The 22,983-nt window shown below is 64.9% G+C and carries 21 protein-coding genes; 5 read left to right on the plus strand and 16 right to left on the minus strand.

All coding sequences use genetic code 11. From position 1 onward, the window contains the following. Window positions 1-236 precede the first annotated feature (236 nt). Both LWC34_RS30790 and LWC34_RS30795 read left to right on the plus strand, forming a co-directional pair. Window positions 237-1,067, plus strand: coding sequence for a transposase family protein (locus LWC34_RS30790; RefSeq protein WP_233722715.1), 831 nt, complete (start codon window positions 237-239; stop codon window positions 1,065-1,067). Between the two features lie 80 nt (window positions 1,068-1,147). Beyond that, complete coding sequence (locus LWC34_RS30795; RefSeq protein WP_233728946.1) at window positions 1,148-2,200, plus strand: NAD(P)-binding domain-containing protein; 1,053 nt, start codon at window positions 1,148-1,150, stop codon at window positions 2,198-2,200. A 55-nt stretch (window positions 2,201-2,255) separates the two neighbouring features. Here the strand turns inward: LWC34_RS30795 and LWC34_RS30800 are convergent, their stop codons facing one another. The 6 genes from LWC34_RS30800 to LWC34_RS30825 form a co-directional block, all read right to left on the minus strand. Further along, window positions 2,256-2,780 (minus strand): snapalysin family zinc-dependent metalloprotease, encoded by a 525-nt coding sequence (locus LWC34_RS30800; RefSeq protein WP_233728558.1) that lies wholly within the window; start codon window positions 2,778-2,780, stop codon window positions 2,256-2,258. A gap of 80 nt (window positions 2,781-2,860) precedes the next feature. Next, on the minus strand, window positions 2,861-3,430 hold the full coding sequence (locus LWC34_RS30805; protein ID WP_233728559.1) for a copper resistance CopC family protein: 570 nt from the start codon (window positions 3,428-3,430) through the stop codon (window positions 2,861-2,863). 34 nt (window positions 3,431-3,464) lie between these two features. After that, window positions 3,465-4,838, minus strand: a complete 1,374-nt coding sequence (gene gad / locus LWC34_RS30810; protein ID WP_284051675.1) for a glutamate decarboxylase — start codon at window positions 4,836-4,838, stop codon at window positions 3,465-3,467. Window positions 4,839-4,859: 21 nt separating this feature from the next. After that, complete coding sequence (gene ybiA, locus LWC34_RS30815; RefSeq protein ID WP_233728560.1) at window positions 4,860-5,399, minus strand: riboflavin biosynthesis intermediates N-glycosidase; 540 nt, start codon at window positions 5,397-5,399, stop codon at window positions 4,860-4,862. Window positions 5,400-5,441: 42 nt separating this feature from the next. Beyond that, entirely contained in the window at window positions 5,442-6,527 is a 1,086-nt protein-coding gene (locus LWC34_RS30820; RefSeq protein WP_233728561.1) for an S-(hydroxymethyl)mycothiol dehydrogenase, read from the minus strand. Between the two features lie 70 nt (window positions 6,528-6,597). Continuing rightward, window positions 6,598-7,374, minus strand: coding sequence for a helix-turn-helix domain-containing protein (locus LWC34_RS30825; RefSeq protein WP_233728562.1), 777 nt, complete (start codon window positions 7,372-7,374; stop codon window positions 6,598-6,600). A 149-nt stretch (window positions 7,375-7,523) separates the two neighbouring features. On the opposite strand from LWC34_RS30825, the gene LWC34_RS30830 reads away from it, so the two are divergent. Both LWC34_RS30830 and LWC34_RS30835 read left to right on the plus strand, forming a co-directional pair. Beyond that, window positions 7,524-8,531 (plus strand): hypothetical protein, encoded by a 1,008-nt coding sequence (locus tag LWC34_RS30830; RefSeq protein ID WP_233728563.1) that lies wholly within the window; start codon window positions 7,524-7,526, stop codon window positions 8,529-8,531. 71 nt (window positions 8,532-8,602) lie between these two features. Further along, window positions 8,603-9,058, plus strand: a complete 456-nt coding sequence (locus tag LWC34_RS30835) for a hypothetical protein (RefSeq protein WP_233728564.1) — start codon at window positions 8,603-8,605, stop codon at window positions 9,056-9,058. A 263-nt stretch (window positions 9,059-9,321) separates the two neighbouring features. Here the strand turns inward: LWC34_RS30835 and LWC34_RS30840 are convergent, their stop codons facing one another. The 9 genes from LWC34_RS30840 to LWC34_RS30880 all read right to left on the minus strand — a co-directional run bounded on the left by LWC34_RS30840 (window position 9,322) and on the right by LWC34_RS30880 (window position 20,967). Continuing rightward, window positions 9,322-9,864, minus strand: a complete 543-nt coding sequence (locus tag LWC34_RS30840) for a nuclear transport factor 2 family protein (RefSeq protein WP_233728565.1) — start codon at window positions 9,862-9,864, stop codon at window positions 9,322-9,324. A 49-nt stretch (window positions 9,865-9,913) separates the two neighbouring features. After that, complete coding sequence (gene glgB, locus LWC34_RS30845) at window positions 9,914-12,034, minus strand: 1,4-alpha-glucan branching protein GlgB (protein WP_233728566.1); 2,121 nt, start codon at window positions 12,032-12,034, stop codon at window positions 9,914-9,916. Beyond that, window positions 12,031-13,368, minus strand: a complete 1,338-nt coding sequence (locus LWC34_RS30850; protein ID WP_233728567.1) for a maltokinase N-terminal cap-like domain-containing protein — start codon at window positions 13,366-13,368, stop codon at window positions 12,031-12,033. The genes glgB and LWC34_RS30850 overlap by 4 nt, the downstream gene beginning before the upstream one ends. After that, on the minus strand, window positions 13,365-15,041 hold the full coding sequence (treS, locus tag LWC34_RS30855) for a maltose alpha-D-glucosyltransferase (protein ID WP_233728568.1): 1,677 nt from the start codon (window positions 15,039-15,041) through the stop codon (window positions 13,365-13,367). Before treS ends, LWC34_RS30850 begins: the two co-directional genes overlap by 4 nt. Continuing rightward, window positions 15,038-16,972, minus strand: coding sequence for a maltotransferase domain-containing protein (locus LWC34_RS30860; protein WP_233728569.1), 1,935 nt, complete (start codon window positions 16,970-16,972; stop codon window positions 15,038-15,040). Before LWC34_RS30860 ends, treS begins: the two co-directional genes overlap by 4 nt. After that, window positions 16,969-17,844, minus strand: coding sequence for an ankyrin repeat domain-containing protein (locus tag LWC34_RS30865; protein ID WP_233728570.1), 876 nt, complete (start codon window positions 17,842-17,844; stop codon window positions 16,969-16,971). The genes LWC34_RS30860 and LWC34_RS30865 overlap by 4 nt, the downstream gene beginning before the upstream one ends. A 210-nt stretch (window positions 17,845-18,054) precedes the next feature. Next, a complete protein-coding gene (locus tag LWC34_RS30870; RefSeq protein ID WP_233728571.1) occupies window positions 18,055-18,528 on the minus strand; it encodes a nuclear transport factor 2 family protein in 474 nt (157 codons plus the stop codon). A gap of 152 nt (window positions 18,529-18,680) precedes the next feature. Continuing rightward, on the minus strand, window positions 18,681-20,093 hold the full coding sequence (locus LWC34_RS30875) for an MFS transporter (protein WP_233728572.1): 1,413 nt from the start codon (window positions 20,091-20,093) through the stop codon (window positions 18,681-18,683). A gap of 13 nt (window positions 20,094-20,106) precedes the next feature. Beyond that, window positions 20,107-20,967, minus strand: coding sequence for an oxidoreductase (locus tag LWC34_RS30880; protein ID WP_233728573.1), 861 nt, complete (start codon window positions 20,965-20,967; stop codon window positions 20,107-20,109). A gap of 125 nt (window positions 20,968-21,092) precedes the next feature. On the opposite strand from LWC34_RS30880, the gene LWC34_RS30885 reads away from it, so the two are divergent. Beyond that, the gene (locus LWC34_RS30885) at window positions 21,093-21,983 is read left to right on the plus strand and encodes a LysR family transcriptional regulator (RefSeq protein ID WP_233728574.1); all 891 of its coding nucleotides are present in this window, start codon (window positions 21,093-21,095) and stop codon (window positions 21,981-21,983) included. On the opposite strand, the gene LWC34_RS30890 is transcribed toward LWC34_RS30885, so the two are convergent. Then, window positions 21,980-22,909, minus strand: a complete 930-nt coding sequence (locus LWC34_RS30890) for a mycofactocin-coupled SDR family oxidoreductase (RefSeq protein WP_233728575.1) — start codon at window positions 22,907-22,909, stop codon at window positions 21,980-21,982. The two genes, LWC34_RS30885 and LWC34_RS30890, sit on opposite strands and share 4 nt — an antisense overlap. Between the last annotated feature and the right edge of the window lie 74 nt (window positions 22,910-22,983).

Here is a 22,983-nt window from a genome sequence, read left to right on the forward strand (position 1 = left end):
ATTTCGCGGCGGCGTGGTGCGCCGAACGTGGTTTTTGGGGTGCCCTCGTCCGCAAAAACCACGTTCGGTCCAGTGAGGTAATCTCACCAAGATTCTGGTTCGTTTGTTGAGCCGCGAAGCTGCTCGGACGAGCGCTGGTCGATGTGCTGGGGAGTGGTGAGACCCGGGGAAAGATGGGCGGGGAGCCCTTGGTAGAACTGGATTGCGAAGATCAAGTCCGGACCAGAAGGCTCCCCGTGATTGCGTATCGTGCCATGCTCGATGTCCCGCGTGAACTGGCCCTCTACCTCAGCCGGCTGCTGCACGCCGAACGCCGCCGACGCGGCACCCGCAAGAACAGCAGGGCGTTGACCTGCTTTCGCCACGCGGTGCTGGGCCTGCGCTGGTTCCGGCAGAACACCGACGTCCCCGCCCTGGCTCGCGATCACGGCATCTCCCGCGCCACCGGCTACCGCTACTTGGATGAGGTCGTCATCGTGCTCGCCGAGCAGGCGCCGGACCTGCATGAGGCCCTGCAGCGGGCCAAGGATGAGGGCACGGCCTACGTGATCCTCGATGGAAAGGTCTTCTCCGCCGATCGCTGTAGCGAGAAAACGTTGAGCGTGAAAGGCGAGCCGATCGACCTGTGGTACTCCGGCAAAGCCCGCGAGCACGGCGGCAACATCCAAGCGCTGTGCGCGCCGGACGGTTTTCCGTGGTGGGTCTCGGATGTCGAGCCCGGTTCACTCCATGACTTGACCGTGGCGCGCGAGCATGTGCTGGGTGCGCTGTACTGGGCCGCCTCGCACCTTGATCTGCCGACGCTGGCCGATGGCGGCTACGACGGTGCCGGCATCGGCGTGCACACCCCGGTCAAACAGCCTGCCGATGGCCAGGTCCTCGACGTGGACACCCGCACACGCAACGCTCTGCTGCGTGGCCTGCGGTGTCTGGGCGAACGTGGTTTCGCCCTGCTCACCGGACGCTGGCGCAGCCTGCGGCATCTCACCGCCAGCCCCAGCAAGATCGGCGACATCGTCAAAGCCGCCCTTGTCCTCACGCATTTCGAACACGGCAAGATCGCGTGAAAGTCGCTGAGATCACCTCAGTGACGTACAACGCAGCGGCATCGGGAAGAAAGCGGCCGCCGCGGCGCGTTCGCCCGGATATGCGGGAGATCGACGCGGTGGTCATCGGAGCCGGGCAGGCAGGCCTGTCCAGCGCCTACTACCTGCAGCACTACGGGATCGACGACTACGTCATGCTCGACTCCGCCGATGGCGCCGGAGGGGCGTGGCGGCACCGTTGGCCGTCCTTGCGGCTGGGCAAGGTGAACGGCATCTATCCGTTGCCCGGCTTCCCACCCGTGGACGCCGACGCGGATCTACCCGCCTCGCAGGTTGTGAGTGAGTACTACGCCTCCTATGAGCGGCACTACGGCTTGCACGTGATCCGGCCCGTCGAGGTCACTTCGGTCGAGTATGGGCATGATGACCGGCTGGTGGTTTCGGCAGGGGCCGATCGTTGGGCCGCCCGTGCGGTCATCAATGCCACGGGTACGTGGACGCGGCCGTTCTGGCCGTACTACCCGGGGATGGCGTCGTTCGAGGGCCGTCAGTTGCACACCGCGGACTTCCGTGATGTCGAGGAGTTCCGGGGTCAGAAGATGATCGTGGTGGGTGCGGGGTCGTCGGCGACCGGGCTGCTGCTCGAGCTGTCCGAGGTCGCCGACGTCACCTGGATCACCCGCCGCGAGCCGGTGTTCAGGGACGACGAGTTCTCCGAGAACATCGGCCGCGAAGCCGTGGCCAAAGTGGACGAACGGGTCCGTGCCGGGCTGCCGCCGTTGAGTGTGGTCAGCGTGACCGGGCTGTGGGCGCCGCCGCGGCAGCGGGCGCGGTTGGAAAGCCTGCCGTGGCGCCCGATTTTCCACGAGCTCACGCCGCGTGGCGTGCGCTGGTCTGATGGCAGTGAGTTGGAAGTGGACGCGATCTTGTGGGCGACCGGGTTTCGTGCCGCGCTGGATCACTTGACGCCACTGGGTTTGCGGGCGCCGGGCGGCGGGATCGTGATGGACGGTACCCGCGTCGTCGCCGAACCTCGGCTGCACTTGGCCGGGTACGGCCCGTCGGCCAGCACGGTCGGCGCGAACCGTGCTGGCCGTCAGGCAGCACGCGAGATCCGCGCACTGCTCAGCTCTTCGGAACTCGTTGCTTCCTAGGTCGTGTTTCGAATGTCCCGGCTATCGCGATCGGGCATTTGAAACACGACCTTGCTCAACGGTTTGCGTAGACATCCGTCTTGGTGACGGTGGTGGCGACACCGCCAGCGAACAACTGGTTCACCCGAGCCGCTTCTTGGGAATTGGGATACGGGTTGGTGCACGAGGTTCCGGCGCTGCCACCGGACATGAGGTACGAGCAGACGCCGTTGTAGTTGTCCGGCAAGCCAAGCCCGTGCCCGATCTCATGTGTGACGATCCGCAGCGCGTTGTGGCCCGCGGCGATGTCACGAGAGTCAATGTAGATAGTCGCGCAGCCGAGCCCACACGGGTACGCGCGTGACCCACCGCCGGTGGTGCCGTAGATCCGGATCGTCGCGTTGCCACCACGGACCATCCGGACGTTCGGCGCCCGCGAACTCCAGATCTGCGCGGCCTGGTCGGCCTGACTGGAGTACGCCGATGCGCTGTAGTACACCGTCCTGGCCAGGACAGAGGTTTCCGCTGACGCAGGCACGGCGACCGCGACCAAAGCCATGGCGGCGGATGCCAGGACAGTACTGAACTTTCGCAGGGACACTCGAAGATCTCCTTGCGGTGCAGGGTGCAGGGATCATTCGAGCATAAGTACCTATGTGCGGGTGGCCATATCGACGACCGTCATAAGGCTGGCTTATCGCTCTTGCGGCGCTGCCGGATCACAATGGCCAATGCGATGCCAAGCACCACAGCGACGCCGAAGATCCACAGTCCGATCGGGACTCCACCTTCGTCCTGTTTGGACGCTGCGGTGTGCTCGTGCCCCGGCTGCGGTTGCGGCTGAGGCTGCGCTGCTGGTGGCTGTTCTGGTTGCACGGCAAGGGGTTGGCCGAAGGACACGGTGATGTCGAAGACGATGTCGCCGGTGACGAGGTGTCCATCTTGGCCGGTCACCCGGTAGTTGATGATGTACTTGCCCGCGGGACCGTACGGCGCGTCGGCCGGGACCGTGACGACCTTGAGGTCCTGGGTCGGCCGGCCCATCGACCACGGGGTGCCGTTCGGGTCGGTCACGGTGATCGTTGGCGCGACCTTGAGCGGCTCGTCGAACGTCAGCTGGACGCTCGACGGCGGCTTGTCCAGCGCCTGGCCGGGCTCCGGGTTGCTCGCCAACAACCGGACGTGCGCCGAGGCGGGAATGGCCGTTGCCACCAGCAGCGCAACGACGAGCAACAGGGTCCGCAGGGTCATGGGGGATATCTTTGCCCAGGAAGGGTCGATTCAGTCAAGTGCCGTGCGCGAAGGACACCGGCCCTTGCCGCGCGTGTTCGAGTGTGCTGAGGGCGGGCAGCATCTGCTTGAGGTCAGTCAGCAGGGCGTCCGCGAGGTCAAGGCTGAACCCGTTGCGGACCACGATCCGCAACACCGCCAGGTCGGTCCGGTTCGCTGGGAAGGTGTACGCGGGCACCTGCCAGCCCCGGGCCCGCAGGCCGTTGGACACGTCGAACACCGAGAACGGCTGGCCGTCGGCGACCGTGAACGCGAACACCGGCAGCTGATCACCCCTGGTCAGCAGCCGGAACGGGCCGAGCTCGGCGATCTGGCCGGCCAGGGAGGTGGCGATGTCCCGGCAGGACTGCTGCACCCGGCGGTAGCCGTCGAACCCGAGGCGCAGGAAGTTGTAGTACTGCGTGACGACCTGCGAGCCCGGCCGCGAGAAGTTCAGCGCGAACGTGGGCATGGTGCCGCCGAGATAGTTCACCTGGAAAACCAAGTCGTCCGGCAGCGCGGCGGTGTCCCGCCAGACCACCCAGCCGACGCCCGGGTAGACCAGGCCGTACTTGTGGCCCGATGTGTTGATCGACGCGACCCTCGGCAGCCGGAAGTCCCACCGCAGGTCCGGGTCACAGAAGGGCGCGATCATGGCGCCGGACGCGCCGTCCACGTGCACCGGGATGTCCAGGCCGGTCTTGGCCTGCAGCTCGTCAAGGGCTTGGCAGATCTCCTCGACGGGTTCGTAACTACCGTCGAAAGTGGACCCGAGAATCGCGACGACACCGATCGTGTTCTCGTCACACAGTTTCACGGCTTCCTCTGCGGACAGGTGGAACCGGTCGCCGTCCATCGGCACCAGCCGGGCCTCGACGTCCCAGTAGTTCGCGAACTTCTCCCAGCAGACCTGAACATTGATGCCCATCACCAGGTTCGGCTTGCCCTTGCCGCCCCGATGTCGCCAGCGCCGCTTCATCGCGAGACCCGCCAGCATGCAGGCCTCACTGGAGCCCGTGGTCGAGCAGCCGGGCGCTTCGTGGGTGCTTGGCGCGTTCCACAGTCCGGCGAGCATCCGCACACAGCGAGCTTCGAGCTCGGCCGTGCGCGGGTACTCGTCCTTGTCGATCATGTTCTTGTCGAAGCATTCGGCCATCAGCTTGTCGGCCGTCGGCTCCATCCACGTGGTCACGAACGTCGCCAGGTTCAGCCGCGCGTTTCCGTCGAGCATCAGCTCGTCGTGCACGATCTGGTACGCGATCGCCGGATCGAGCCCGCCCGCAGGTAGTTCGTTCTTCGGGATGTGCATCGGAACCCTTGCGTACAAGGGATTTACCGATACTTCCGCATTGCCCGGTTCGGGCTTGCGGGACGGGTGCGCCAGCGCCATACCTCCACGGTAGGCCGATGATTAGGTGAGTGCAGCCCGAGCGTCCATCAGGGCGAAACCCAGCAAGTTCCGGCCACGCCACTGGCTCGGATCCTGCGACCTCGGATTGTCCTGCCCAAGCCCGATGCCCCAGATGACGTCCCTCGGCGCGGCCTCGACCAGGACTTTGTCCCCGGTGCTCACCAGGAACTCGGTCAGCACGGGGTCGCTTTCGAACTTCGCGATGCTGCCGTCGACCACGATGTCGTACCTGTGGGCGACCCACGTGTCCTGGTCGAAGTCCCGGACCGCCCGGCCAAGCTTCTTGGCGTCCGCGGGCGTCTCGCTGTCGAGGATCTTCGCCAGCATCTCCTCGTCGCCGAATAATCGGGCCTTCCCGGCCATCATGAAGTGCTCGGCGCTACGGTAGGTCACGCCGTCGACGGTGAAGTCGGCCTGCCACCACTGGCTCAACACCCACCGGCCGACCTCGTGCCCCGGCGTGCGCGTGTGTCCCCAGAAGAAGAGGAACTCCGGCCGCACGCCGTCCGCCATCCGCTTGATCAACTCAGCCCTGTCCACGGGCCGGGACTCTAGCCCCGACCCCCGACAGTTTTCGCCGCCCTAGAAAACCACCACGCTTCGCAGCACGTCACCGCCGTGCATCTTGTGGAACGCGCTCTCGACCCCGTCGAGCGGGATCTCCTCGGTGACGAACGCGTCCAGGTCGAGCCGACCCTGCTGGTAGAGGTCCACGAGCAGCGGGAAGTCGCGGGACGGCAGGCAGTCGCCGTACCAGCTGGACTTCAGCGAGCCGCCACGGCTGAAGAAGTCGATCAACGGCATCTCCAGCGTCATGTCCGGCGTTGGCACACCGACAAGAACGACGGTTCCCGCCAGGTCACGGCCGTAGAACGCCTGCTTCCAGGTCTCCGGGCGACCGACCGCGTCGACGACGACGTCCGCGCCGAACCCGTCGGTCAGGTCCTGGATCGCGGTCACCACGTCGTCGACTTCGCGTGCGTTGATCGCGTGCGTCGCGCCGAAACCTTTTGCCCAGTCCAGTTTCCGCGGATCCACGTCGATCGCGATGATCTTGGCGGCACCGGCGATCCGTGCTCCGGCAACGGCACCACTGCCAACGCCACCGCATCCGATGACCGCGACGGAGTCGCCACGGCCGACGTTGCCTGTGTTGATCGCGGCGCCGATACCCGCCATCACACCACATCCGAGCAGACCGACGGCCGCCGCGCGGGCCGATGGGTCCACTTTGGTGCATTGGCCGGAGTGCACGAGTGTCTTCTCCGCGAACGCCCCGATGCCCAGCGCAGGCGACAGCTCGGTGCCGTCGGTCAGTGTCATCTTCTGCTTGGCGTTGAACGTGTTGAAGCAGTACCAAGGCCTGCCGCGCTTGCACGCACGGCAGTTGCCGCAGACCGCGCGCCAGTTGAGGACCACGAAGTCGCCCGGTTCGATGTCGGTCACGCCCTCGCCGACGGACTCGACCACGCCAGCGGCCTCATGGCCAAGCAGGAACGGGAATTCGTCGTTGATGCCGCCTTCGCGGTAGTGCAGGTCCGTATGGCATACCCCGCAGGTCTGCACCTTCACCACGGCCTCGCCAGGCCCGGGATCGGGCACGATGATCGTCGTCACCTCGACCGGTTCGCCCTTGGCGCGTGCGATGACTCCACGGACTTCCGCCACTGCTGCCTCCCGCCTCGTTGCGTGCGCAACCGAGTAGACATTGCGCATGGGTCCGCTGTCGAGAGGTGATCTAGCGAATCCCCCGAAGGAACTCGGCAGTGACGTCATCGGCCGGGAAGAAAGACTCGATCGCGAGCTCGGCGACCGTGATGTCGGCCGGTGTGCCAAAGGTCGCGATCACGCTCAGGAAAGCCAATTCCGTGCCTTTGTGCGTCATACGCAACGACACCACCACGTCGGTGTCCAAATGGGGCTCAGGATCGTCGCACGGGTACGCGACCAGCTCCTTGTAGAGCTCCTGCAAACCAGCGTCGGCGGTCACCGCGATCTCGCGCCGAAGCCTGCCGAGCAGGTGCGCCCGCCACTCGCCCAGGTTGCGGATCCGCGGCGCCATCCCGTCCGGGTGCAGGCTCAGCCGCAGCACGTTCATCGGCGGTTTCAACAGCTGCGGTGCCACGTCCTCAGTGAACAGCGCGGTCGCGGCGTTGCTGTCGACGAGGTTCCAGCGGCGGTCGATCACGGCTGCCGGATACGGTTCGTGCCCGGCGAGGATCCGGCGCACGGCCGACTTCACCGGCGCCATTTCGGGCGCGTCCAACGGAGTTTCGCCGTAGACCGGCGCGTATCCGGCCGCGAGCAGCAGGCGGTTGCGGTCACGCAACGGCACGTCCAGCTCGTCGGCCAGATGCAGCACCATCTCGCGGCTCGGCGCCGACCGGCCGGTCTCCACGAAGCTCAGGTGCCGTGTCGAGATGTCGGCCTGGATGGACAGGTCGAGTTGGCTGAGCCTGCGCTGCTCCCGCCACCCTCTGAGCAGTTCACCGACGGGTCGTTGCGTCAATGTCACGTCTCCACGCTACGGCGCTTGGGGAACCGGGGCGATTACGTCAGGGGTAACGCAACGCGGTACACCGAGTGTACGAATTGGACAGGATCCATTTGGCGCACAACACGATTGCGCTACAAGGAAACTGGTTGTGCGCGTAAAGTAACCGAATGGGGTTATTCAGCCGGAGAAAGTCCGGGCTGCCGCAGCGTGCTGTCATCCAAGGGCACACATACGACGATGCGGATCTGGACGCTGCGGTGAAGACAGGGGAGTTGGCTGCGGCGCTTTCCGTGCTCGGACAGTGCCGCAGGAAACCGGAAGTTCGGGCGTTGCGGGTCAGGGTGCTCGCGGAGACCTTGGTCGGCAAGGCGGAAGCATTGCTGGAAACCGCGTACAGCACTGATGATCCGGACATGTGGCTGCTTGCTGGATCGACCTTCATCCAGGAGGGATGGGCGATCCGCGGCCACGGCTGGGCCAGTTCGGTCGGTGATGACCGGTTTCGAATGTTCTTCGCCACCTTGCGTAAAGCGGTCCATCCGTTGCACCAAGCCGCCGAAGGGCTGCCGCAGGACGCCGTGCCATGGGCGGAAATGCAGCGTGCCGCACAGGGTTTGCAGGCCGGTCGGGACGAGCTCGACGCGATCTGGCGCGAGATCACGTCCCGTACCGGGACGCTCTATCCGGCGTACTACACGCGACTGCAGATCCTCGCCAAGAAATGGGGCGGTTCACACGAGGAGATGCTCGCGTTCGCCCGGTTGAGTGTTGACGCGGCACCGCACGGCGATCCGCTCGCGGCGATGATCCCGCTCGCCCACTTCGAGGTCCTGCTCGCCGACCTGCAGGACCTGATCGAGAACAAACACACGTTCAAGGCGGCGATGCTGCCGAACACGTACTTCTCGAAGGTCCGCGCGGAGATCGACACCGCGGCGGACAAGTGGATGGTCGCCATCCCGCGCCAGCACCCGCGTGCCCTGGAGGCGCACAACGCCTTCGCCGCGGCATACGTGCTGGCTGCGGACCCGGCCAGGGCACGCGCGCACCTCGTCGCGATGCGTGATCACCTGCATGACCTGCCGTGGGCGTACTACATCGACTACGACAAAGTGCGGGACGAGTACCTGAGGGCCTACGGCAAGTTCGTGCTCAAGCCGGCCGTGCTGCACTGAATATCCGCTGTTCAACCCTCTGTGAGCAAACCGTGCTCACAGAGGGTTGCGTAGTGGTGTTGGATGACCCGGTGGCTGTACGACTTGATGCCGACACAGTGTCCTTGTTGGTGGGACCGGACCTCGCCCGAATCGGGCGGGAACACCTCGACCAGGGCCGGGTCTTCGAACTCGGCCAGGACGACGGCGGCGTAGTGGCAACGGTGCTCGACTCCGCCCGCAAGGAGTACGACGTCTGGGTCGGCGTGGTCAACGGCGTCCTGACCGGCGAGTGCGACTGCGAGGACACCGAGGCCCCGCTCTGCGGGCACGCGGTGGCCGTGACCCTCGCCGCCCTTGAGGACGGCATTCCCTTCACCTCCGTCATCGAGCAGGACGACGATGACGACGAGGAACGTTTCGCCGAACTCGCGGCAGCGCTGACGTTCGACCAACTGGTCGACCTGGTGGCGAAGCAAGCGGTAGCGGACCCGGACTTCGCCGACGACCTGATAGCCCTAGCCGAAGAAGCCCCCGAAGACGACTAACCCGCCTAGGGTGTGTCCAACACTCCAGCTCACCGTGTCCACCGTTCCTGAAGGCCGTGTCCACCGTTGCGGAAGGGTGTGTCCACCACTCCGGCATGCCGTGTTGACCATTCCGGCACAGTGAAATGTCCTTGCCGGGCTTGGCATTGCGATTTCATGGTGTCGGAACGGTGGACACGGTGTGCCGCAACGGTGGACACACTGTTCCGGAACGGTGGACACGGTGTGTCGGAACGGTGGACACGCGCTCCCTTTCCTTCTGGCTATGCGAGGCGGGTTGGGAGGGGCGCCAGTTTGTAGGTTTTCCAGAAGTATTGGTCTGCCGCGTGTTGGTCTGCCGCGAAGTTCACCGCTTCGACGATCTTCCTGTTGCGGATACGGAAGGCCAGTGCCCAGAGGATGTCGAGGCCTTGGGGTTTGGTGCTCCAGCCTCGGTGCAGGTCCACGACCCAGTCTCCGTCCGCGGCAAGGAATACCGTCTCCGCGCGGAAACCGGCTTTGCCCAGTTCACGGAAGAACGCCAGTACTTCGTCGATCCCTTGCTTCGTGCCCGACAGGGGGTGGTGGCCGGGGATGGTCCACCTGATGTCGTTGGCGAAGAAGCGGCGCAGCCTGTTCAGGTCGCCTGAGCCGTACGCCTCGTAGTAGTCCTTGATCAGACGGACGTTCGGGTGTTCACGCTCACCTGAAGCGTTTGCTGTGCCGCCGGTGAGTAACGATCCGGCGGCGACTGCGGCTGTCAGTCCCAGGCCGCCACGCAGCAGATCCGCTCGCGATACGCCTGTCTGGTCCTCGGAGGTCGTCATGCCACGAACGTACGGTCGCCCACTGTGACAGGTCCAATACCTGCAGCGATTACAGATCGGCATTGATTTCGGGCATAAGCCACAGGACGCCCAAAGGGGGCAGCGTGAGCGTGGCCGATGCGAGGCAACCGTGGTACGGAACCGGTTCAGTGGTGACGCTGCCGCCGTTGCCGATGTTGGAACCGTGGTACGCGGCGCTGTCGGTGTTGATCACTTCGCGCCAGCGGCCGTGGCGAGGCAGGCCGATGCGATACGACTCGTAAAACGTGGGCCCCAGGTTGGCCACGCAGACAAGTGTGGGCCCGTCGCCGTCGCGTTGGAACGCGACGACGTCGCCGGTCACGTCGAGCCATGTGAAGCCGTCCGGGCTGGTATCGTTGGTGTGTAAGGCTTTCGTTGACCGGTAGCGGGAGTTCAGGTCGGCAACCAGTTGGTGGATGCCCGCGTGCACGGGGTCGTTCAGCAGGTGCCAGTCGAGGCCGAACTCCGACCATTCGGCGCGCTGCCCGAACTCGCCGCCCATGAACAGCAGCTGCTTGCCGGGATGTGCCCACATGAAAGCCAGCAATGATCGCAAGCTGGCTGCTTTCGCTGACGTGTCACCGGGCATCCGCTCCCACAACGAGCCTTTCCCGTGCACGACCTCGTCATGTGACAGTGCCAGGATGAAATTCTCGCTCCACGCATAGGAAAGCGAGAACGTGATCTCGTCCTGCCACGAGGAGCGGGACGGACGGCTGAAGTAGCGCAGGTCGTCGTGCATCCAGCCCATGTTCCACTTGAACCCGAAGCCAAGGCCGTCATAGTCGGTCGGACGCGTCACACCGGGCCAGGTCGTCGAGTCCTCGGCGATCATCATCACGCCAGGATGGTTCTTGTACGCCGTCGCATTGAGTTCCTGGAGGAACTGCACGGCGTCCAGGTTTTCCCGCCCACCATGGGGGTTCGGCACCCACTCTCCGGCCGGGCGTGAGTAATCCAGGTACAGCATCGAGGCGACGGCGTCCACGCGCAACCCGTCGATGTGGTACTCCGCCAACCAGAACAAAGCGTTGGCGACGAGGAAGTTCCGTACTTCTGGCCGGGCGTAGTCGAAAATCAACGTTCCCCAGTCGGGATGTTCGCCCTTGCGTGGATCCGGGTGTTCGTAGAGAGGCTGTCCGTCGAAGCGCGCCAATGCCCAGTCGTCACGGGGAAAATGCGCGGGTACCCAGTCCATGATCACCCCGATACCGTTGGCGTGCAGTGTGTCCACAAAGTACTTGAAGTCGTCGGGTGTGCCGAACCGGGATGTTGGGGCATAGTAGGAAGTGACCTGATAGCCCCATGAACCGCCGTAGGGATGCTCGGCGACCGGCAGGAGTTCGACGTGCGTGAACCCCTGGCTGGTCACGTATTCGGACAGCTGCAAGGCGAGTTCACGGTAGTCAAGGCCGGGACGCCACGAGCCGAGATGCACCTCGTAGATGCTGACCGGAGAACGACTCCAGTCGGTGGAATCCCTGGTAGCCAGCCAATCCGAGTCCTGCCACACGTAGTCCGAGGAATGCACCACTGAGGACGGAAGATCGGCCGCGAACGCGAGCGGATCTGCCTTGTCCCGCCACTGCCCGTCGCTGCCGAGAATCCGGAACCGATAGCGCTGACCCGCGGTGACGCCAGGAACGAAAAGTTTCCAGACGCCGGGGTCCATGCGCCGCATCGGCAGATCCAGCACCTGGACAGCCTGTGCATTGGGTGCCCACACGGCAAACGCGGTGCCGGAAACCCCGCCGATGGTCGTGACGTGCGCGCCGAGAACGTCCCACAGCCGCTCGTGACGACCCTCGCTGATCAGGTGAAGGTCGAACTCGCCCAAGGTCGGCAACCACCGATAGGGGTCGTCCGCAAGCTCGACCCGATCGGAATACGTGACCTCGAAACGGTAATCCGCCAGGCGGACCGGCACAACACCAGAGAACAGCCCGTCACGGACAGGGGAAAGGTCGTACCGATCGTCCTTTGTGATCACAGCGACCGAGGATGCGCCCGGTTTCAGGGCGCGCACCAAAGTGCCGCTCGGCCGGGGGTGACTGCCTAGAACCCGGTGTGGATTGCGGTGTGTGCCACTGAGTAGCCGGTCCACCTGGATGGTGTCCGGTGCGCCAATGTCCAAAATAGACGTTGTCATGCGTCCCCCACCAGTCGGCGCACGGCGCGGAGCGGAATGTCAACCCAGTCCGGCCGATTGCGGGTCTCGTACACGGCCTCGTAGACCGCTTTCTCCAGTTCGAACGCGGTGAGCAGGCGATTCTGCGCAGCCGGGTCATAGCCCGCGACCTCGGCGTATCCCGCGCAGAAGGCCGTGCGGTTGTGCTCGGTCCACTCCTCGGCCTTGTCGCGCAGGTGTCCGGGGAACAGCCGGAGTTGGTGTTGTGCGGCGTAGTCGAAGGAGCGCAGCATGCCCGCCACATCCCGCAAGGGCGACTGCAACGCGACACGGTCCGCGATCGGCGCCGCGGGCTCACCCTCGAAGTCGATCACCAGCCACGTCTTCGGCGTACGCAACACCTGCCCCAGATGCAAGTCCCCGTGAATGCGTTGCACCGCGACAGGTCCAGCGAGCTGCAAGGCCGTGCGGATCCGCGATGCGTAAGGCCGCAACGCGGGAACGGAAGCGATCGAAGAGTCGAGGCGCACGGCGAGATCGAGCGTGCTGGCATTAACCGAAGCGGAACCCAACTCTCGCGCCAGATCGGCGTGTACGGCAGCCACGGCGCCGCCGAGCCGATGTGCCTCGGCGGCGAAGTCGGCGCCCGCGGTGGCAGGCGACACGTCCGCGGTGGCGAACAGGTCGCGAACGCTGGTCAAAGCCATCTGCCAGCCCTCGGCGGCTCCAGCCGCGAACGACTGGAGCATCCCGAACGTTGTGCCCGGTCCCTCGATGGAACCCAGCAGTTGCGCGATGTGTGGCGAGCGGCGTAACGCCCGGTGCGCTTCGAGATCCGGGTTCACGCCGTCCTCAAGCCGTCGGTAGAGCTTGAGGATGTACCGGTCGCCGAACACGATCGACGTGTTGGACTGCTCAGCGGAGACCGGACGCCCGGTCAGGCCACGCCTGCTGGCGCCGCTGAACCCGCTGCTCGGCTCGGGCACGAACCGGATCTCGGCACGCCGCCCGTTCTGCCCGATGAGCTGCAGCATCAGCTCGCACAGCTCAGTGTCGCCGGTCGCGTCGTACACCACGCACCCGTCGAACCCAGCCAGAACAGCAGGCGCGAGCCGGTCGGGCAACGTCCTGCGCACACCGATAGGCACCTGGTATCGCCCGGTGCCGCCGTCGGCGAACCGCACCTCGGCCACGGTCAGCAGGCCCAAAGGGCCACCGGACGGGCGCCGGTCGACCAGTTCCGTCATCTCCACAACGTCGACGGTGTCGACCAGCCGCCCTTGCCCGCCGGACCACCGTTGCCACGGCAGCCACGCGGCCAGCGCGCGCTCCAACCGTGGCCGCAGCTCGCTCATCGGTCGGCTCCCATCCGATGGATCGCGAGCCAGTAGAAGCCGTAGCCAGGCAAGGTCAGCCGGTACGGCGTGGATTCGATGGGCGCGAACACCACGCCTCCCGTCAACTCCACCGGAAGGCTGCCCGCATAGGAGGAAAGATCGAACGTCGCCTGCTGCGGGAAACGTGACAAGTTGTTGACGCACAACAAGATGTCGCCGTCCAGCTCCCGGATGTACGCGAGCACACTCGGGTTCGCGCACGTCAGCTCGCTGAAGGTGCCCATTCCGAACGCGGGATGCTCACGGCGAACCGCCAGCATCCGCCGCGTCCAATGCAGCAGCGAGGACGACGTGTTCAGCTGCGCCTCGACATTCACGCCCTGATGACCGTAAACAGGGTCGGCGATCACCGGCAGGTACAGGCGCCCGGGGTCAGTCGATGAGAATCCTGCATTGCGGTCCGGAGTCCACTGCATGGGCGTACGGACGCTGTCCCGGTCGCCGAGCCAGATGTTGTCGCCCATACCGATTTCGTCGCCGTAGTACAGAACAGGCGATCCCGGGAGCGACAGCAGCATCGCAGTGAACAGTTCCAGCTGGTCACGGTCGTTTTCGAGGAGCGGAGCGAGGCGCCTGCGGATGCCGATGTTCGCCTTCATCCGCGGATCTTTGGCGTATTCCGCGTACATGTAGTCGCGTTCCTCGTCGGTGACCATTTCCAGGGTCAGCTCGTCGTGGTTACGCAGGAAGATGCCCCACTGCGCACCAGAAGGAATCGGCGGCGTCTGCGCGAGGATCTCCGAGATCGGCAGCCGGGACTCCCGCCGGACAGCCATGAAAATCCTTGGCATCAACGGAAAATGGAAGGCCATGTGGCATTCGTCGCCGCCCACTTCCGGATCCCCGAAGTACGCGATCACGTCCGACGGCCACTGGTTGGCCTCGGCGAGCAGGACCCGGCCGGGATACTCGTCATCGACGACCTTGCGGCACAGCCTGAGGAAATCGTGGGTCGCGGGCAGATTTTCGCTGCTGGTGCCCTCTTCTTCGAACAGGTAGGGCACGGCGTCCAGCCGGAAGCCGTCGATCCCCAGGTCCAGCCAGAACCGCAGGACGTCCAACATGGCCTCACCGACAGCAGGGTTCTCGTAGTTGAGGTCCGGCTGGTGGGAGAAGAACCGGTGCCAGAAGAACTGGCCGCGCACCGGGTCGTAGGTCCAGTTGGAGGTCTCCGTGTCGACGAAGATGATCCGCGCGTCGGAGTACTTGGAGTCGTCGTCGCTCCACACGTAGTAGTCCCCGAACGGACCGTCCGGATCGGACCGGGACGCCTGGAACCACGGGTGCGCGTCCGAGGTGTGGTTCATCACCAGGTCGGTGATCACCCGGATGCCGCGCTTGTGTGCTTCGTCCAAAAGGTACACGAAGTCCTCGACAGTGCCGAATTCCGGGAGCACGGCGCGGAAATCGGAGATGTCGTAGCCGCCGTCACGCAGTGGCGAGGCGTAGAACGGCGGCAACCAGAGGCAGTCAACGCCGAGCCACTGGATGTAGTCCAGCTTCTCGGCCAGGCCGCGCAGGTCGCCTGTGCCATCGTTGTTCGAGTCTTGGAAAGCCCGCACGAGCACCTCGTAGAACACCGCGCGTTTGAACCAGTCAGGGTCTTGCGGCAGCGGCCGTGCCGATTTCACTGTTCACCTGCCGAGATGATGTGTGCGACCGCGCGCTGCGGGTCGAGCTTGACGTAGTTGGAGCGGCCCCACGTGAATGTCTCGCCGCTGACCTCGTCCTTGGCGCTGAACGTTTCCGGCATTGCTTCCAGCGTCACGGTTCCTTCTTGCACGTTGATGGGGTCGAGCGTGACCACGCAGATCACGACGTTCCCGGTCGCCGGATCGGTCTTGGAGTAGGCGATCAAGGCGTCGTTGTCGACGTGGTGGAATCGCAGTGTCCGAAGCTGCCGCAGTGCCGGAAGGGCTCGGCGGATCTCGTTGAGCCGGGTCAGCCAGGGCCGCAGTGGGGCGTCTTCGAGGTTTCGTGGGCGCAGCTCGTATTTTTCCGAGTCGAGGTATTCTTCGCTGCCTTCACGTACGGCTTGGTGTTCGTAGAGCTCGTATCCTGAATAGACGCCCCATGATGGCGAGAGCGTGGCTGCTAGGGCCGCGCGCAGTGCGAACATGGCTGGGCCGCCGTGTTGCAACGACTCGTGCAGGATGTCTGGCGTGTTCACGAACAGGTTTGGCGTGCCTTCGTCCGCGTGTTCGACCAGGCTTTCGCCGAACTCAGTCAGCTCGGCTTTGGCTGTACGCCAAGTGAAGTACGAATAGTGTTGGGTGAAACCGAGGCGCGACAGGCCATACAGCCGTGCGGGCCGGGTGAAAGACTCGGACAGGAACAGGACGTCCGGGTGGGTTTGCTTGACCCGCCAGATCAGCCAGTGCCAGAAGTCCGGTGGCTTGGTGTGCGGGTTGTCCACTCGGAACACTCGTACGCCGCAGTCGATCCAGTGTTCGACCACCCTGAGCACCTCGTCGTAGAGGCCATCGGGGTCGTTGTCGAAGTTGAGAGGGTAGATGTCTTCGTATCGCTTCGGCGGGTTTTCGGCGAACGCGATCGAGCCGTCCGCGCGCGTGGTGAACCACTCCGGATGATCGGCTACCCAAGGATGGTCCGGCGCGCACTGCAATGCCAGATCCAAGGCGACTTCAAGGCCGAGTTCCTGTGCCTGGACAACGAACTTGTGGAAATCGTCCATTGTGCCCAGTGCTGGGTGTACGGCGTCGTGGCCGCCGTACTTGGATCCGATCGCCCAAGGCGAGCCGACATCGTCGGGCTGCGCGGTCACACTGTTGTTGCGGCCCTTGCGGTTCACCTCGCCGATCGGGTGGATCGGCGGCAAGTAGACCACATCGAAGCCCATGTCCGCGATACGCCTTAGTTCCTTCGCGGCTGTGGCAAAGGTTCCGTGCACCGGCTCGCCGTTGTCATCCCAGCCACCGGTGGATCGCGGGAACATCTCGTACCACGCGGAGAATCGCGCACGCTCGCGGTCCACCCACACCGTGTGCTGTGTGCCTCGACTGACCAGTTCGCGCACCGGCTGCTCGCGCATGGCTTGATTGACCACATCGGACATAGCGGGAGCGACTCGTTGCGCTAGCGGCGATTCATCGTCGAGCAAAGACGCGGCTGCTGCGCGTAGGAGGGTCTTGTCGTTGCGGCGACGCCGCTTTCGGGCCGCACGGTTCAGCAACTGCACGCCAGCGGCCAGGTCGTTGGCCAACTCGGTCACGCCTTGCTTGGTCTGCAGTTTTGCTTCTATCGCGTGGCGCCATGTTGTCCACGGGTCGCTCCACGCGTCAACGCGGAACGTCCACGCGCCTTCACGATCCGGGATGACTGTGGTGTGCCAACGGTCCAGACCCAGGTTGTCTGGGTTCATGTGGTACTCGAAGCCCGCGCCGTCCGGGCCACGCCACACCACAGTTGCTGCTACGGCGTCATGTCCTTCGCGCCACACGGTTGCCGAGATCGGGATGTGTTCGCCCACAGCGGCTTTCGCGGGATGGCGGCCGAGCGTTGGCGACACGTCCTCGACTACGAGACGTTCTGTTGCCTTCATGCGAAGAGGGCTCCCACGACCTCCGGCGCCAGCAGCTCACGCGCCAGGTCCTGCGGGGTACGGCCAAGGTGGTCCGTCGCGTCCGGGCGTGCTCCCGACTCCAGCAGAACCCTTGCGGCTTCCGCGTTGCCGTGACGGACCGCGATGTGCAGCGGCGTCTGACCAGTCGTCGCGACTGGCGCGTCCACAATGGAACCTGCACGGACAAGGGCTCTGACGGTCTCTGTGTTGCCGTTCTCCGCTGCCTTGTGCAGCGCGGTCTGGCCGGACCGCTCGGTGACCAGCACGTCCGCGCCGCCGGACAGCAGCGTCCGGATGACCGTGTCGTCACCGCGGACTGCGGCGGCCATCAACGGCGTCAGCCCGGATTCCTGGTCGTGCTGGTTGGGGTCGCCGCCGAAGTCCAGCAGCTCCTGGGTTTCCTTGGCGTCACCGCGCGCCGCAGCCTGGTAGAGGCGCTGCTCGCGGTCCGCGTTGAAGGCGTTGACCTCGGTGTTCGGGTCGAAGTAGACCTTCCAGTGGGTGATCTTGCCTTGGTCGTTGAGGACCAGTTTGTGCATGTCCTCGATCTCGAACAGCACCTTCGTGCGGGTGTGGCGGCCCTTGGTGTAGACGACCGCGCACGCCGTGTTCCCGTCCACGAACAGCCCACGCAGCCCGTAGTCAAGGACTTCGGTCGTCTCGGCACGGATCCGGAACGCCTCGGCGACCTCGTTCAGGCCGACGTGCGTGCCCAGATATGGAATCACCTTGTTCCACTGGTCTTCCGGCAACTCGAGAACGATGGATGGCGAGAGGCCAGCGGTGATGGCGTTCATGTCGCCACGGCCGATGGCGTCGTACCAGCTGTCGACGATCTGGCGGGTATCCATGATTGTCCTTTCGGCAGAAGGGAATCTCCCCTGAGACAAGCCTGACAGCGATGCCCGCCGTGGACGAGGAACGCCCGCCTACTCCGCCGACTGAACGAAGATGTCACCAAGGACATGAAAAAACCCCGCGCCTGCCCATGGCAAAACGCGAGGTCAAAGCTCGTGAGTGGTTAGCCGCGTTCTAACCCGGCTAACCACTCACGACCTACCTCAGTACCTCCCGATAACGTCCTGGATTAGACCCTCCCGCACCAAGTACGCGTAGTTGAACGTCTCCCCGCCGCCACCGCGGGTAGTGAACTTGTAGTCCACGACGTACCGGTTGCCATCCCACCGGGTACCGGTGGCCTCATACTTCCCGCCGACCCTGATCACCTCGGGGTCGAGGAAGCGGTCCATGATGTCCTTTCGAGACGGATAGATCCGGCCGACGCTGTCGAAGCGGGCGTTCTCGGCAAAGGTCGCCGCGACCCCAGCCGAGTCGCCCGCATTCGCCGCGTCCAAGAACCGTTGCGCCACACCAGGTGCGGCAGCACGGTCCGCTTCGGACAAGGTCTCGTCGACCGAGGGTGCGCTGCTGCCGGAAGTCACGACCGGCGGCGGCTGGTTCGTCGTTGGCGGTGGTGAGGTGGTGCCGCAAGCCGCTAACAAGAACACCGTCGCGACGGCAAGGTGTATCCGCATTTCCGTGAATCCTTCTATCAGTGGGGAAGGGGTTCTCCGGCCCGGAGGTCAGGGCTTGCCTCCGGGCCGGAGAAGGGGACGGTGCAGTGGAAGATGCACCCAGTCGCCGCGTTCCCCAGAGGGGGGAAGTGTGGGAACGCGGTTGCCCCTAGTCAGGTGCGACGGCGCAGCAACACCGCGATAACCGCGATGCCGACTAGCAATACGCCAACCGCCGCAAGATAAGCAACGTGATAGCCACCGAGCACGCCCGCGGCCGTGCCAGGAGAACCGGCCGACGCGGCCAAAGTAACCAGGGCCGCGACACCAACACTGCCGCCAAGCTGCTGAGCGGTCACGTTCAAACCACCAGCAACACCATGCTCGTGTTGAGCCACACCGGTCAGCGAAGCCGCGGTCAGACCGGCGAACGCGACACCCTGGCCAACGCTCATAGTAGCCACGGCAGGAAAGACGTGCAGCCAGTACGAACCCTCAAGCGGAGTCAACGCCCACAGGCCCAGGCCCGCAGCGATCAGGAACAATCCAAGCAGCAGAAGCGGCCGTTGTCCAACACGGGCCATCATGCGCCCAGCGATGTTCGAACTGACCACGACAATCATGCCCATGGGCAAGATCGCGAGCCCGGACTGCAGCGGCGTGTACCCCAGCATCCCTTGCAAATAAAGAGGTGCGAAGAACAGCACACCCAACACCGCGGTGAAGAACGTAACCGCGGCCACGGTAGCAGCAGTCACCGTACGAATCCGGAAAATCCCAAGCGACAGCAGAGGGTTCGCCACCCGACGCTCCCACAGCACAAAGCCAACCAGCAACACAACAGACAACACCAGTGAGCCATAAGTACTCACAGAGGTCCAACCAGCGTGATGAGCCTGACTGAACCCAAACACCGCCAGTAAAAGACCACCGGTCACGGCAGCAGCGCCAACAGTATCCAGCGGCTGCCGAGTCCGGTTGCCCTGAGGCAACACAGACTTGACCATAAGCAGCACAGCGAGCCCAATGACCACATTGAACACGAACACCGCACGCCAGCTGAACAAGTCAGTCAGCACACCGCCGATCACAACACCCGCGCTGAAGCTGGAAGCCCCAACGGACGTATAAACAGCAAGTGCCTTGTTCCGTTGCGGCCCCTCAGGAAACATCTCAGTCAACAGAGCCAAGGACGCGGGACCAGACAAAGCCGCCCCCACACCCTGCAAAGCCCGAGCGACCATCAACACGGCAGCCGTCGGAGCAACAGCGGCCAGGACGGTCGCCAACGTGAACAACCCAACGCCCAAAGCGAAAACCCGGCGACGTCCAAGCACATCAGCCGCCCGCCCGCCGAACAGCAAGAACCCAGCGAACGTAACCGCGTACGAGGTCATAGTCCACTGCAGACCAGAACTGTCGATACCCAGTTCCTGCCCAATGACAGGCAGCGCTGCGTTGACCACCGCGACGCCACCGGCGTCGAGTGCCAAGGCGGCAGCCAATACCACAACCGCCAGCCAGCGTGGATTCTGGGACGAACTCCCAGCAACCCCAGTGTCGACCGCGTCGACATTGGTAGACATGGTTTCTCCAAATTCATGGGCACGGCTCAGCTTGGCCGTGCGGATCGAGGTCCGTGCCGAGCGATGTCGCTCGCCACGTGTCCAGCTCGGTGTGCAGGGTGTCCAGCCGCGCCGTGATCGCCTCGTAGGCGTCCGTGCCGAGCACGAGACGCAGGGGAGTGTTGTCGGCGTCGAGCGCGGCGCGGATCGCGGCGGCGGCTTTCACCGGGTCGCCCGGTTGGGTGCCGTCCATGCCGCGGATCTGCTTGCGGAGTGGTTCCATCACGTCGTCGTAGTCCGGGATCGGCGTGCCCCAGCGCAGCGGTGTGCCCGCGAAGCCGGTACGGAACGCACCGGGTTCGGGGATCAGCACCTTGATGCCGAACTGCGCCACTTCGGCCGCGAGGCCCTCGGAGTAGCCCTCCAGGGCGAACTTCGCCGTGCAGTAGGCCGAAAAGCCTGGCCAGACCACCTGGCCGCCCATGCTGGACATCTGCACGATCGCGCCGCTGCGCCTGCCCCGCATGTGCGGCAGTACCGCCCGGGTCAGCGCGATCGGACGGTGCACATGGACATCCAGTAGTGCGCGCAGTTCGGCGTCCGGTGTTTCCTCGGCGGCGCCGATGAAGCCGTGGCCTGCGTTGTTCACCAGTACGTCGATACGGCCGTGCCAGGTGATGGTGTCCTGCACGGCGTTGGCGATCTCGGTGCTGTTGGTGACGTCTAACCGCAACGGCGTGACGTGATCCGGTGCCAGGGAGGCCAGTTCGCTGAGAGCGTCGACGTTGCGCGCCGTGGCGACGACAGTGTCGCCAGCGGCAAGCGCTTCTTGCGCGATCGCCCGGCCGAGCCCCGAAGAGCAGCCGGTGATCAACCACACCCGCGAGTCAGTCATGGAAGGTCCTCCTGGTCTGGACCGGTAAGCCCTGCACGATCAAGAAATCACGGGAACTTCACGCAAGTCCAAGACCCTTGGTCATACGCTGACTGCATAGATCACGTACCTAGGGGGACAAGACCATGGACGTCGACACTCGCGTCCTGCGTTATTTCGTGGCCGTTGCCGAGCATTTGAGCTTCACGCGAGCCGCCGAGCAGCTGTTCGTCTCGCAACCGGCGCTCAGCAGGCAGATCCGTCAGCTCGAGGTGGATCTGAAGATCAACCTGTTCGAACGGACCAGCAGGGAGGTCAGCCTGACGGCGGCGGGCGACGCGCTGCTGCCCATCGCGAAGGGCATCATCGCGCAGTGGCAAGCCGCGCAGCGCACGGCACGTGGCATCGCCGCGGTGGAGTCGCGCGTGCTGCGGATCGGGTTCGAAGCGACTGGTGCTGGCCCACTGACAACAAAGGCTCGAACGACCTTCGCCGCACGTCACCCGGACGTCACGATCGAGCCGAAGCGCTTCGACTGGGGCGGTGAAGTGGCCGCACTGCGCGATGGCCTGGTGGATACGGCGTTTCTGTGGCTGCCTGCCGACACGACCGGGCTGCACACCGAAATCGTCGCGGTCGAGCAGCGGCTGGTCGGATTCTCCGCGACGCACCGGCTGGCGGCGAAGGACAGCGTGTCCATCATGGACCTGAAGGACGAGCCGCTGATGTGGACACGCAAGGCGCCAAAGCACTGGGTGGACTGGTGGGCGGTGAACCCGCGGCCGGACGGATCGGAACCCCTGTGGGGGCCGGAGAACGACAACGTCGAGGAAATGCTTGAGCACGTCGCCGCGGGCGCGGCGGTCTGCATCGGCCCGGAATCGATGGCCGCCTACTACGCCCGTCCCGATCTGGTGTGGCGGCCGATCACCGACATCCCGCCGCTGCGGATCGCCCTGGCGCGACCGGCGACCAGCACGAATCCGCTGGTCGCCGCCTTCGCCGACGTGGTCAAAGAGCTGTCCGAAGTGGACTAGGAGCTCCAGCGGGCGCTCGCACCCGCCGTGACGTCAAGGATCGTGCCCGACACGTAACGGGCGCGTGGGGATGCCAGGAACGCGATAGCGTCGGCCACATCCTCCGGCTCGATCAGGCCGACCGGCTGCGTGTTGTACCCGCGCAGCGCCTTCTCCAGGTCCTCGGGCCCGGTGCCGCCTGCCCACTTGTAGGTGGCCTCGTTGAGCACCATCGGCGTCCGCACGCCTGTTGGCGCGACGCCACTAACGCGCACGCCCGACGGTCCGACCTCGGTCGCGACCCCCTTGACCAGGCCCATCACGCCCCATTTCGCCGCCTGGTAGTGCGAGAGCTGGGGCGCGCCATGGCGTCCTTCGCTCGACGAGACGACGATGATCGACCCGCTCTTGCGTGCCACCAGATGCGGGATGACCGCGCGCATGGTGTTGGCGACACCGGTCAGGTTCACGTCGATCACGTCGGCGAACTGCCGCGCTGGCATGTCGGCCAGTGGCGCGTAGGTGTTGATGCCCGCGTTCGGCACGGCGATGTCCAGACGCCCCAGCTCACGCACTGCCTGGCGTGCTACCTCGATCATCCGACCCGCGTCGCGCACATCGGCTTTGACCGCCAACGCGCGCCTGCCCAGCGACCGCACCTTGCGCACGGTCTCGTTCAACTCGGCCTCGGAGCCGAGCGGGTAGTCGACGCGGATCGCGTTGGTCGACGCGATGTCCACGGCCACGATGTTCGCGCCCGCCTTGGCCAGCGCGATACATGTGGCGCGGCCGATTCCACGTGCGGCCCCGGTCACCAGCGCCACCTGGCCGCGTAATTCCGTTGTGGCTTCCTGGGCCGCTGCTGTGCCAGTGGTCGCGGTCAATCCGGCAGCCGCGCCCGCTCCCGCCAGAAGTACACGCCTGCTCACCTTGCCGTCATCAGTCATGCGTCGATGGTGGTGAGTGCACGCGCGCGCTGTCCAAGACCCGCAGCGATGCCGTTTGGTAATGGACCTCGCGC

It is taken from the genome of Kibdelosporangium philippinense (genome assembly GCF_021390435.2).
GTDB classification, from domain to species: domain Bacteria; phylum Actinomycetota; class Actinomycetes; order Mycobacteriales; family Pseudonocardiaceae; genus Kibdelosporangium; species Kibdelosporangium philippinense.